Origin of the sequence: Rhizobium sp. F40D2 (assembly GCF_051810745.2) — a bacterium.
GTDB lineage: Bacteria > Pseudomonadota > Alphaproteobacteria > Rhizobiales > Rhizobiaceae > Rhizobium.
Genome location: NZ_CM131436.1, coordinates 2,047,417 through 2,060,000 on the forward strand (window position 1 = coordinate 2,047,417; position 12,584 = coordinate 2,060,000).

Genomic DNA, 12,584 nt, shown 5'->3' on the forward strand with positions numbered 1-12,584 from the left:
GAGCTATGCAGACCGCTTGGCCAGCAGCATGTAATTCACGTCCATGTCTTTGGACAGGTTCCACTGGTTCGACAGCGGATTGAAGAAGACGCCGGTGCGGTCGGTGATCTCGAGGCCGCTTGCCGTCAACGGCTTTTCCAGCTCTTCCGGGCGCACCAGCTTGTCATATTGGTGGGTGCCGCGCGGCAGCCAGCGCAGAATGTTCTCGGCGGCGAAGATGGCAAGGGCTGCTGCTTTCATCGTGCGGTTGATGGTGGCAACGAAGATCAGGCCGCCGGGGCGGACCATTTTTGCGCAGGTCGTCATGAAGAACTCGACATCGGCGACGTGTTCGACCACTTCCATGTTCAGGACGATGTCGAAGGTTTCGCCGGCGTCCGCCAGTTCCTCGGCGGTGACGGCGCGGTAATCGACCGAAACGCCGGAGGCTTTGGCATGGGTCGAGGCGATGCCGATATTCTTTTCGGAAGGATCGGCGCCGGTGACGGTGGCGCCCATGCGGGCGACAGGTTCGGACAACAGGCCGCCGCCGCAGCCGATATCGAGCACGCGCAGACCTTCCAGCGGACGCGCGCTCTTCGGATCACGGCCGAAATTCTCGCAGGCCTTGTCTCTTATATAGGCGAGGCGGACGGGATTGAATTTGTGCAGCGGCCGGAACTTGCCGGTCGGGCTCCACCATTCCGCCGCCATCGCCGAGAAGCGGTCCACTTCGCCCTGGTCGATCGTGCTTCTGGCGCCTTCCGTCATCGTCCACTCCTTGCGTTCGTGACACGTGAAGTCGGACGATCGGGGGCATAAGTCAAGGGGCGCGGAGCAGAGGACTGGTGAGCGTGGAGCCGCTCGCCAACCGCATTTATCGCGCGCGCTTGCCTCCCCCCGCCAAACTCGCTAAGAGACGCCGCAACTTGGGGCCTTGGGGACCCGGGCTTTTAGAGCGGTTCCAGAAGTCGGGAAGCCGGCTCTCTGGCCCAAGCGGTCCGCCCCAGAGCTTTCGTGATGCCGGGTCCGGTTTTCCGCTTTCCCGGCGCCAGTCGTGGTAGAGGCATATGGCACGCATCGTAATGAAATTCGGCGGCACGTCCGTCGCTGACCTGGACCGCATCAAGAACGTCGCCCGCCATGTCAAACGCGAAGTCGACGCCGGCCACGAGGTGGCGGTGGTGGTGTCGGCCATGTCCGGCAAGACCAATGAGTTGGTCGGCTGGGTGCAGGGCATGCCGAAGGTGATCGGCGCCAATTCTCCGTTTTACGATGCCCGGGAATATGATGCGGTGGTCGCCTCCGGCGAGCAGGTAACCTCCGGGCTGCTGGCGATCGCTTTGCAGGCGATGGATATCAATGCGCGCTCCTGGCAGGGGTGGCAGATCCCGATCCGCACCGACAATGCGCATGGCGCGGCGCGGATCATGGAGATCGACGGCTCCGACATCGTCAAGCGGATGGGCGAGGGGCAGGTTGCCGTCATCGCCGGCTTCCAGGGACTGGGACCCGACAACCGCCTCGCGACGCTTGGCCGCGGCGGATCGGACACCTCGGCGGTCGCGATCGCGGCTGCTGTGAAGGCGGATCGCTGTGATATCTATACCGATGTCGACGGCGTCTATACGACCGACCCGCGCATCGTGCCGAAGGCGCGCAGGCTGAAGAAGATCGCCTTCGAGGAAATGCTCGAGATGGCGTCGCTCGGCGCCAAGGTGCTGCAGGTGCGCTCGGTCGAGCTTGCCATGGTACACAAGGTGCGCACCTTCGTGCGATCGTCATTCGAAGATCCCGATGCTCCGGGCATGGGCGATCTGCTAAACCCGCCCGGAACGCTGATTTGTGACGAGGATGAAATCGTGGAACAGGAAGTAGTCACCGGCATCGCCTATGCCAAGGATGAGGCTCAGATCTCGCTTCGCCGTCTTGCCGACCGGCCGGGCGTCTCCGCGGCAATCTTCGGGCCGCTCGCCGAATCCCATATCAATGTTGACATGATCGTCCAGAATATCTCCGAGGACGGGTCGAAGACCGACATGACCTTCACCGTGCCGTCAGGCGACGTCGAGAAGGCGATCAAGGTGCTTAGCGACCATAAGGAGAGGATCGGCTACGATGTCGTGCAGAACGAATCGGGGCTGGTGAAAGTGTCGGTCATCGGCATCGGCATGCGCAGCCACGCCGGCGTTGCCGCTACCGCATTTCGTGCACTTGCCGAAAAAGGCATCAACATCAAGGCGATCACCACCTCCGAGATCAAGATTTCTATCCTGATCGACGGTCCTTATGCGGAACTCGCTGTCAGGACTTTGCATTCCTGCTACGGTCTGGATAAGAATTGATTCCCAGTGGGCGGCCTGCCCCTTCAGGTTGAGGAGACGAGGGCCGGCCCGCCGGGACTGAGTGCTTTGTTTCGGGAGCTTGAGACGCCATGAGAGACCTTTCCGGCGGTCCGCGCGTGCTGCTCAGGCGGCTGCGCGAGTTGATGGCGGAGCCGCTGGAGCCGCAGGATCGTCTTGACCGGATCGTCCGCCAGATTGCCGGCAACATGGTGGCCGAGGTCTGCTCGGTTTACGTGCTGCGCGCCGATGGCGTGCTCGAACTCTATGCGACCGAAGGCCTCAACCGTGAGGCCGTGCACCTGGCGCAATTGAAGATGGGGCAGGGTCTGGTCGGCACTATCGCGGCCTCGGCCCAGCCGCTGAACCTTTCCGACGCACAGTCGCATCCTGCTTTCCGCTATCTGCCGGAAACCGGCGAAGAAATCTACCATTCCTTCCTCGGCGTGCCGATCCTCCGAACCGGGCGCTCGCTTGGCGTTCTCGTCGTGCAGAACAAGGCGAGCCGCAACTATCGCGAGGAGGAGCTGGAAGCGCTCGAGACGACCGCGATGGTGCTGGCCGAGATGATCGCCACCGGCGAGCTGAAGAAGATCACCAAGCCTGGCCTCGAACTCGATCTGACGCGTTCGGTGACCGTTGACGGCGACACCTATAATGACGGCATCGGCCTCGGTTACGTCGTGCTGCACGAGCCGCGCATCGTCGTCACCAACCTGCTCAACGAAGATGCCGAGAAGGAAATCCGGCGGCTGGCCGAAGCCATGGGCTCGCTCAGGATCTCGATCGACGACATGCTGTCGCGCCGCGACGTGTCGATGGAAGGCGAGCACCGCGAGGTGCTCGAAACCTATCGCATGTTCGCGCATGACCAGGGCTGGGTGCGCAAGCTCGAGGAGGCGATCCGCAACGGCCTGACGGCGGAAGCGGCAGTCGAGAAGGTGCAGAGCGACACCAAGGCGCGGATGATGCGGTTGACCGACCCCTATCTGCGCGAACGCATGCATGATTTCGAGGATCTGGCGAACCGGCTGCTCAGGCAATTGACGGGTTATACCGGGCGGACGACCGCCGAAGGCTTCCCCAACGATGCGGTCATCTTGGCGCGCGCCATGGGGGCGGCCGAGCTGCTCGATTATCCCCGCGCCAATGTGCGCGGGCTGGTGCTGGAAGAGGGCGCGGTGACCAGCCATGTGGTGATCGTCGCGCGCGCCATGGGTATTCCGGTCATCGGCCAGGCAGCGGGTGTGGTGGCGCTCGCCGAGAACGGCGATGCTGTGATCATCGACGCCGACGAGGGACATGTGCATCTGCGGCCGATGGCCGATCATCGGCGTTCCTACGAGGAAAAGGTTCGCTTCCGCGCCAGGCGGCAGGAACAGTTCCGGGCGCTGCGCGCCGTCGAGCCGGTGACAAAGGATGGGCAGCGGATCGCGCTGATGATGAATGCCGGGCTGCTGGTCGACCTGCCACAGCTTTCGGAATCAGGTGCCGAGGGCATCGGCCTGTTCCGCACCGAACTGCAGTTCATGATCGCCTCCACCATGCCGAAGGCGGACGAGCAGGAGCAGTTCTATCGCAATGTGATAAAACAGGCGGCGGGCCGCCCCGTTACCTTCCGTACGCTCGATATCGGCGGCGATAAGGTCGTGCCCTATTTCCGCGGCCACGAAGAAGAAAATCCCGCACTCGGCTGGCGCGCCATCCGGCTGTCGCTCGACAGGCCGGGACTGTTGCGCACTCAGCTGCGCGCCCTGTTGAAGGCATCGGCCGATACCGAGCTGAAGCTGATGGTGCCGATGGTGACCGAGGTTTCCGAGCTGAAGGTGGTGCGCGAGCTGCTGCAGAAGGAAGTGCAGCATCTCTCACGCTTCGGCCACGGGCTGCCGCGCAAGCTGCAATTCGGCGCGATGCTGGAGGTGCCTGCACTGCTTTGGCAGCTCGACGAGCTGATGGAGGCGGTGGATTTCGTCTCGGTCGGTTCGAACGACCTCTTCCAGTTCTCGATGGCGGTCGATCGCGGCAATGCGCGGGTCTCGGACCGGTTCGACCCGCTCGGCAAACCGTTTTTGCGCATTCTGCGTGATATCGTGCGCGGCGCGGACCGGAACAAGACGCCGGTGACGCTGTGCGGCGAACTCGCCAGCAAGCCCATCTCGGCGATGGCGCTGCTCGGTATCGGCTTCCGCTCCATCTCGATGTCGCCGGCCTCGATCGGACCGGTGAAGGCGATGCTGCTCGGGCTCGATGTCGGGGCGCTGGCAACGGCGATGAATGAGATACTGGACGATGTCCACGCCATGACGCCGATGCGCGAGATGCTTGCCCGCTTCGCCGAGAGCCACAATATTCCCCTTTAGGCAGACGTTAAGAAGAATCGGAGTGAAGGGTGGCGAAGCTTCCCGTTGAAAAGATGCGCGAGCTGGAACGCCGTTTCGGTGAGATCGAAGCGCGCATGTCGGCCGGCCCGGCCGCCGACGTCTATGTGAAGCTCGCATCCGAATATTCCGAGCTGCAGCCCGTCGTGACCAAGATCCGCGCCTATGAGAAGGCGAATGCCGAGCTTGCCGATCTCGAAACGCTCATCGAGGACAAGTCGGTCGATCGTGAAATGCGCGACCTTGCCGAGCTGGAGCTGCCCGAGGTGAAAGAGCAGATCGAGGCGCTCGAGCAGGAGATGCAGATCCTGCTTCTGCCGAAGGACGCAGCGGACGAAAAGAGCGCGATCCTCGAAATCCGCGCCGGCACGGGCGGATCGGAAGCGGCCCTTTTTGCCGGTGACCTCTTTCGCATGTATGAGCGCTTCGCGGCGGAGAAAGGCTGGAAGGTGGAGGTTCTCTCGGCAAGCGAGGGCGAAGCCGGCGGCTACAAGGAAATTGTCGCGACGATCACCGGCAGAGGCGTCTTCGCAAAGCTGAAATTCGAATCCGGCGTGCATCGCGTGCAGCGTGTGCCTGAGACCGAGGCGGGCGGGCGCATCCATACGTCGGCTGCAACGGTTGCAGTGCTGCCGGAGGCCGAGGAGATCGACATCGAGATCCGGCCGGAAGATATCCGCATCGACACGATGCGCTCTTCGGGCGCGGGCGGCCAGCACGTCAATACGACGGACTCGGCGGTGCGCATCACCCATCTGCCGAGCGGCATCGTCGTCACCAGCTCGGAAAAATCGCAACACCAGAACCGCGCCAAGGCGATGCAGGTGCTGCGCTCCAGACTCTACGATGCCGAACGGCAGCGGGCCGACAGCGAGCGCTCGGCCGACCGCAAGAGCCAGGTCGGCTCCGGCGACCGCTCCGAACGCATCAGAACCTATAATTTCCCGCAGGGGCGCATAACCGATCATCGCATCAATCTGACGCTCTACAAGCTCGACCGGATGATGGAAGGCGAGATCGAGGAAGTCGTCGATGCGCTGATGGCCGATTACCAGGCAAGCCAGCTGGCGCAGCTCGGCGAGCAGCAATGAGTTCGACGGTCGCCGAAACGCTTGCCGAAGCGCGCCGCCGCTTCACCGAGGCGGGTATCGCCGACCCGGCGACCGATGCGCGGTTGCTTGTCGCGGGCCTTCTGAAACTATCGCCAACCGAGCTTTTGACGCGATCGGTCGAGACGCTCTCGCCTGAGCAGATGGAGATGATGTCCAAGGCGGTCGAGCGGCGGCTCGGCCATGAGCCGGTGCACCGCATTCTCGGCGAGCGGGAATTCTACGGCCTGCCGCTTGCCCTCTCGGTGGGAACGCTAGAACCACGGCCGGATACGGAAATCCTGGTCGATACGGTGCTTGCCTATCTCAAGGACCTTGCAAAGGCACAAGGCCATCTCCATATCCTTGACATGGGAACCGGGACCGGGGCGATATGCCTTGCGCTTTTGAGCGAATGTCCTGATGCGTCGGGTGTCGGGAGCGACATATCGGCGGATGCACTTCGCACAGCAAGATCGAATGCAGAAAGAAACGGGTTGCAGGATCGTTTTCAGGCGGTGCAGTCGGAATGGTTCGAGAGCATCCAGGGTTCGTTTCACGCGATTGTCTCAAATCCGCCCTATATTGCTTCCAATGTCATTCACGATCTCGCTCCCGAAGTGACGAAATTCGATCCGGTCGCGGCACTGGATGGCGGCCCGGATGGGCTTGACGCCTACCGCGTCATCGCCAAGGATGCGGCAAGGTTCATGAGGCCCGATGGGGTCGTCGGGCTGGAAATCGGTTACGATCAGCGGAACGATGTGACGGCGATCTTTGAAGCGAAAGGCTTCAAGTGCCTCAAATCCGTAAAAGATTATGGTCAGAACGATAGAGTGCTCGTGTTCGCGCTCGCGTGACAGGCGATAATGCTGCATCGAACGGGACATTATTGTTATTGCGAAGAAAAGGCTTGGATTTCCCAGGGAAGCAATATAGGTTGCGGTCACGTGTTGGGCAGATAGGAATGAACGAGATTCGTTCGGTACTTGGTTTGCCTCGGGGGTCCGCTCTTTTAAACGAGAGTTTCAACGGTTGAACACGATCCAACGCGTGAATCAGTCAAACTGACTTGAGAACCAAGCGGCAGGTCGGCGCAAAGGCGCAGTATGCTCGCGGCACAAAGGTCCTGACCCGGTTTTCCGGTCATGGCGGTTGGTGCCATGTATCCATCACAAACAGAGAATTCAGGTGAACGATCTATGAGGCCAGGACAGCAGAACAAGCGCGGTCGAGGGCGTGGTAACAACAATAATAACAACGGCGGCGGTGGAAATAACAATAACAACAATTTCAACCGCAAGGGCGGCAATCCCCTGACCCGGACCTATGACAGCTCCGGCCCCGATGTGAAGATCTGCGGGACTGCCCAGCATATCGCCGAAAAATACGCGCAGCTTGCCCGCGATGCTCAAAGCTCCGGCGACCGCGTGATTGCCGAGAACTATCTCCAGCACGCCGAGCATTACAATCGTATCATCGCCAGCGCCCAGGCGCAGATGCAGGAACGCTTCCAGCGCGACGATCGCGGCGAGTATGATCGCGATGGTGCGGACCGCGACGGTACGGATCGCGATGGCGACGATATGGATAACAACGACAATGACGGCGACGATGTCGTTATCGTCCAGCCGCCGCAGAGCAGGCAGCAGCACCGGCCGCAGGCACAGCCGCAACCGACGCCTGCTCCGCCGGCCGCACCGGCACCCCAGCCCGAGGTGATCGATGGAACCGGCCCCCAGCCGGAGATCGAAGGCATTCCGGCCGAGGTCGCCATGGATGAGGAGGGCTCCGGCGGCCAGCCGGCGCCAGCCCCGCCGCCGCAGCACCGGCAGCCGTCCCCGTCGCCCGCGTCGCGGCGCTGAGGGCGAAGCCGCCCCTGAGGGCGAGGGTGCCTCAGGCGAGGCGCCGGTTCTGGCCGACGCCGCATCGGAATGATGATTTCGCTTCTCCTTCGGCGGAAGCGTGAGGTTCATGCCATCTGTTAGAATTGCAACGAAAATCCCCGGCCTCGCGCCGGGGATTTTCGTTTTATCGGCTCTTTAAACTCGCAGAACAGGGCACCATATTCTCATCGACTGCTTCGCCCAAATCAGAGATGGGCCAAGCGCGGCCTGCCTTTTCAGGGGGTCGATCTCAATCATCGGTCTGCGCCTCATCAGGGCAGGGCGATCCATGGAGGTAGAATATGAATATCGAGAAATATTCCGAGCGGGTGCGCGGATTCATCCAGTCGGCGCAGACTTATGCGCTGGCGCAGGGTCACCAGCAATTTTCGCCTGAGCATGTGCTGAAAGTCCTGCTTGACGACGATCAGGGGATGGCGGCGTCGCTGATCGAGCGCGCCGGCGGCGATGCCAAGGCTGCGCGCCTTGCCAATGACGCGGCGCTGGCCAAGCTGCCGAAAATTTCCGGCGGCAACGGCAACATATATCTGGCGCAGCCACTCGCCAAAGTGCTTTCGACCGCCGAAGAGGCGGCAAAGAAGGCCGGCGACAGCTTCGTCACCGTCGAGCGCCTGCTGCAGGCGCTGGCAATCGAATCCTCGGCCTCGACTTTTTCGACGCTCAAGAATTCAGGCGTGACGGCCCAGGGTCTGAACCAGGTCATCAACGACATGCGCAAGGGCCGGACGGCGGATTCTTCCAATGCCGAGCAGGGTTTCGATTCGCTGAAGAAATTCGCACGCGATCTGACCGCCGAAGCCCGCGAGGGCAAGCTCGACCCGGTGATCGGGCGCGACGACGAAATCCGCCGCACCATCCAGGTGCTTTCGCGCCGCACCAAGAACAATCCGGTGCTGATCGGCGAGCCCGGTGTCGGCAAGACGGCAATCGTCGAAGGACTGGCGCTGCGCATCGTCAACGGTGACGTGCCGGAATCGCTGAAGGAGAAGAAATTGATGGCGCTCGACATGGGCGCGCTGATTGCCGGTGCGAAATACCGCGGCGAATTCGAGGAGCGGCTGAAGGCTGTGCTCAATGAGGTCCAGGCCGAGAACGGTGAGATCATCCTGTTCATCGATGAGATGCACACGCTGGTCGGCGCCGGCAAGGCCGATGGGGCAATGGACGCCTCCAACCTCCTGAAGCCCGCTCTTGCCCGCGGCGAGCTGCATTGCGTCGGCGCGACCACGCTCGACGAATATCGCAAACATGTCGAGAAGGATCCGGCGCTTGCCCGCCGCTTCCAGCCTGTCGTCGTCGACGAGCCGACGGTCGAAGACACGATCTCGATCCTGCGCGGCCTCAAGGAAAAATACGAGCAGCATCACAAGGTGCGCATCGCAGATGCGGCGCTGGTGGCGGCGGCGACCCTTTCCAACCGCTATATCACCGACCGCTTCCTGCCCGACAAGGCGATCGACTTAATGGATGAGGCGGCTGCGCGGCTGCGCATGCAGGTGGATTCCAAACCGGAAGAGCTCGACGAACTCGATCGCCGCATCATTCAGCTGAAGATCGAACGCGAGGCGCTGAAGAAGGAAACCGACGTCGCCTCGGCCGACCGGCTGAAGCGGCTGGAGACCGAATTGACCGGCCTCGAAGAGGAGGCCGATGCGCTGACGGCCCGCTGGCAGGCGGAAAAGCAGAAGCTCGGCCTTGCCGCCGACCTCAAGAAGCAGCTCGACGATGCCCGCAACGAACTGGCGATCGCCCAGCGCAAGGGTGAATTCCAGCGCGCCGGCGAGCTGACCTATGGTGTCATTCCGGATCTGGAAAAACAGCTGGTCGACGCCGAGAAGCAGGATGGCGAACGCGGCGCAATGGTGCAGGAGGTTGTCATCCCTGACAATATCGCCCATGTCGTTTCCCGCTGGACCGGTATTCCGGTCGACAGGATGCTGGAAGGCGAGCGCGACAAGCTGCTTCGGATGGAAGACGAGCTGGCGAAATCGGTGATCGGTCAGGGTGATGCGGTTCAGGCCGTGTCGCGGGCGGTGCGCCGTGCGCGCGCCGGCCTGCAGGATCCGAACCGGCCCATCGGCTCGTTCATTTTCCTCGGCCCGACCGGCGTCGGCAAGACGGAGCTGACCAAGGCGCTCGCTCGTTTCCTCTTCGACGACGAGACGGCGATGGTGCGCATGGACATGTCGGAATATATGGAGAAACACTCCGTTGCCCGGCTGATCGGCGCGCCTCCCGGCTATGTCGGTTACGACGAAGGCGGAGCGCTGACGGAAGCCGTGCGCCGCAGGCCCTATCAGGTCGTGCTGTTCGACGAGATCGAAAAGGCACATCCCGACGTCTTCAACATCCTGCTGCAAGTGCTGGACGACGGACGCCTGACGGATGGCCAGGGCCGGACGGTCGATTTCCGCAACACGATGATCATCATGACCTCGAACCTCGGCGCCGAGTATCTGACGCAACTCGCCGACGGTGACGACAGCGATACAGTTCGCGAGCAGGTGATGGAGGTCGTGCGCGGACATTTCCGGCCGGAATTCCTGAACCGCATCGATGAGATCATTCTTTTCCATCGCCTGAAGCGCGAGGAGATGGGCGCGATTGTTGATATCCAGCTGAAGCGGCTGGTGGCGCTACTCGCCGAACGGAAGATCGTCATCGATCTCGACGAGGAAGCCCGCCATTGGCTGGCGAACAAGGGTTACGATCCGGTCTACGGCGCAAGGCCGCTGAAACGGGTAATCCAGAAGTTCGTGCAGGATCCGCTCGCCGAGCAGATCCTGTCCGGCCAGGTGCCGGACGGATCGACGGTGAAGGTGACAAACGGTTCTGACCGGCTGCAGTTCAGGACAGGCCAGACGGTGAGTGAAGCGGCATAGGCCAACTTTGCCGGACGAATGAGAAATGGCGGCCTAGGCCGCCATTTCTGTTTAATGGGCGCGAAACGCCCCAATGCAGCTTGCCTGCTGCGGCGCGGACTACTTGCTCGCCACCTGGTCGGACTCCTGGTTGTTCAGCAGCGTATCGATACGCTTGCGCTCGTCCTCGAATTTCGCCAGCGCCTCGCCCTGCAGCGATTTGCCGCCCGGCAGACGGATGCGCAGTGGATCGACCTTGGTGCCGTTGACGATCAGCTCGTAATGCAGGTGTGGCCCGGTGGACTCGCCCGTCGTGCCGACCCAGCCAATCACCTGGCCCTGGCGGATCTTGGCGCCGGGGGTGACGCCTTTGGCGATGGCGCTCTGGTGATTGTAGGAGGATTCATAACCGTTGGCGTGACGGATAATCGTCTGGTTGCCGTAACCGCCGGAATCCCAGCCGGCTTTTTCGACCGTGCCGTTGCCGGCGGCGATGATCGCGGTGCCGCGGGGTGCCGCCCAATCGACGCCGGTGTGCATGCGGGCGAAACCGAGGATCGGGTGACGGCGCATGCCGAAGCCCGATTTGAAGATGCCGTTCGGAACCGGGTTGCGCAACAGGAACTGGCGGATGCTCTTGCCGTTCTCGTCGAAATAATCGACCGTGCCGTCCTCCGGATCCTGGAAGCGGTAGAAGCGTGTCTGCGTATCGCCGAAACGGGCGTTGACGTAGAGCAGTTCGGAATCCTCGGTCGCCTGGCCGGTACTGTCGGCGACGGAGAAGAAAGCTTCGAGACTATCGCTTGACCTTAGCTGCGCCTGGAAGTCGACATTGCTGGCGAGCAGCTTGATGATCAGCGCCGTCATATCCTTGGTCATGCCGTAGGAAAGGGCAGCGCGATAGATGCCGTCATAGACGCGCGGCAAGTTTTGGCCCGGCGGCGGCGCAAAGGAATTGTCATCGAAGGCGGTCGCGATAGCATCCAGCATCGGCGGTTCGCTGCCGGGCACGTATCTGCCCTTGTCGTCGACGGCGACGGTGACGAGATGGCGGGTGCCGCGATAGACGCTGGCCCGGATGATCTTTGCCTGTTCGCCCTTCTGAATGATGCCGATGCGCAGCACGTCGCCCTTGTCGAGATCGGTGGAACCCAGTTGCTGCGAGATAAAACCGGCGATGCCATCGGCATATTGCTGCGGATAACCTGAATCCGTCAGCGCCTTGGCGATCGGCGTGTCGGCGCGGACGGGCAGGATGTCGTCGGCAAATTCTTCGGTCTGCGGCGTGATCGATTCCGATGCGGAGACGGTCATGTTCTGTTCGAGCACACGCGCAGAGAGGCCGGCAGTCAGATCGACATCGGCATCCTCGTTGGAGAAACGGCGCGGATCGACGTAATAAAGGGCCGCAAGCTGGGTGTTGCCGTCCGTCAGCACCGAGCCGTTGGAGCGTACATTCTCTTCGACCTCCTCGAGCGACAGGCCGGACGCCATCTTCATGCTGGTCTTGCCGGTCGGGAAGGAAACGGTCTTTAGGCTGACTTCGGATTCGACATCGGAGCCGTAAATCGCGCCGGTGCGGCTTTGCGGGGCGGGCTGCGGCTCGTCGGCGGAAAAGATCGCCAGGGGATCGAAGTCGGGATAGTCCTCGGTCGCCACATGGTTGGCGGCTAGCGTCATCTTCACATGCGCGAAGGGCTGGCGGCGCACGACTTCCTTTTCGCCGTCGTGGACGACGGTCGAAACTTCCATGATGGCCCGGTCGGACGGTTTTGCGGCGATGGCAGGCGCGATCAGCCTTCCGCCGCGCACCACTGTCGTATCTTCGTGCGCGTCTGCCGCAGCACTTGCATAGGCTTCGGCCGGGATCGCCAGTTGCTGGCGGCCGTCAAGGGCGGCAAACAGCGCGACGCCCATCAGGACCGAGGATGTAATGCCGGTGAGGAACGTACCCGAGAGCCAGCGGAGAGACACTTCGCGGCGGTCGGGCGCACGCCTGCCGTCGGCCAGAAGCGGAGGCTCGTTGCCC

7 protein-coding genes and 1 pseudogene (1 of these 8 running past the window's edge) are annotated in these 12,584 nt (G+C 62.1%); 6 read left to right on the forward strand and 2 right to left on the reverse strand.

What is annotated here, in order from left to right; translation table 11 throughout:
• Positions 1 to 3: 3 nt before the first annotated feature.
• Complete coding sequence (ubiG, locus tag ACS4RS_RS09915) at positions 4 to 750, reverse strand: bifunctional 2-polyprenyl-6-hydroxyphenol methylase/3-demethylubiquinol 3-O-methyltransferase UbiG (RefSeq protein WP_439011105.1); 747 nt, start codon at positions 748 to 750, stop codon at positions 4 to 6.
• A 299-nt stretch (positions 751 to 1,049) separates the two neighbouring features.
• Here ubiG and ACS4RS_RS09920 point away from each other — a divergent pair, with 299 nt between their 5' ends.
• The 6 genes and pseudogenes from ACS4RS_RS09920 (at position 1,050) to clpB (ending at position 10,576) form a co-directional block, all read left to right on the forward strand.
• Entirely contained in the window at positions 1,050 to 2,324 is a 1,275-nt protein-coding gene (locus ACS4RS_RS09920; RefSeq protein WP_439011104.1) for an aspartate kinase, read from the forward strand.
• 89 nt (positions 2,325 to 2,413) lie between these two features.
• Positions 2,414 to 4,681: a phosphoenolpyruvate--protein phosphotransferase gene (gene ptsP / locus ACS4RS_RS09925; RefSeq protein ID WP_439011103.1), complete on the forward strand. Its 2,268-nt coding sequence runs from the start codon at positions 2,414 to 2,416 to the stop codon at positions 4,679 to 4,681.
• A 29-nt stretch (positions 4,682 to 4,710) separates the two neighbouring features.
• A complete protein-coding gene (gene prfA, locus ACS4RS_RS09930; protein WP_439011102.1) occupies positions 4,711 to 5,790 on the forward strand; it encodes a peptide chain release factor 1 in 1,080 nt (359 codons plus the stop codon).
• On the forward strand, positions 5,787 to 6,647 hold the full coding sequence (gene prmC / locus ACS4RS_RS09935) for a peptide chain release factor N(5)-glutamine methyltransferase (protein ID WP_439011101.1): 861 nt from the start codon (positions 5,787 to 5,789) through the stop codon (positions 6,645 to 6,647). Before prfA ends, prmC begins: the two co-directional genes overlap by 4 nt.
• A gap of 342 nt (positions 6,648 to 6,989) precedes the next feature.
• Positions 6,990 to 7,725, forward strand: a pseudogene (locus ACS4RS_RS09940) (DUF4167 domain-containing protein).
• 250 nt (positions 7,726 to 7,975) lie between these two features.
• Positions 7,976 to 10,576, forward strand: coding sequence for an ATP-dependent chaperone ClpB (gene clpB / locus ACS4RS_RS09945; protein ID WP_439011099.1), 2,601 nt, complete (start codon positions 7,976 to 7,978; stop codon positions 10,574 to 10,576).
• A gap of 99 nt (positions 10,577 to 10,675) precedes the next feature.
• On the opposite strand, the gene ACS4RS_RS09950 is transcribed toward clpB, so the two are convergent.
• Positions 10,676 to 12,584, reverse strand: the 3' portion of a protein-coding gene (locus ACS4RS_RS09950; RefSeq protein ID WP_439011098.1) for a peptidoglycan DD-metalloendopeptidase family protein. Its footprint extends 32 nt past the window's final position; 1,909 of the gene's 1,941 nt are visible here — the last part of the coding sequence; its start codon lies beyond the right edge, outside the window; the stop codon is at positions 10,676 to 10,678.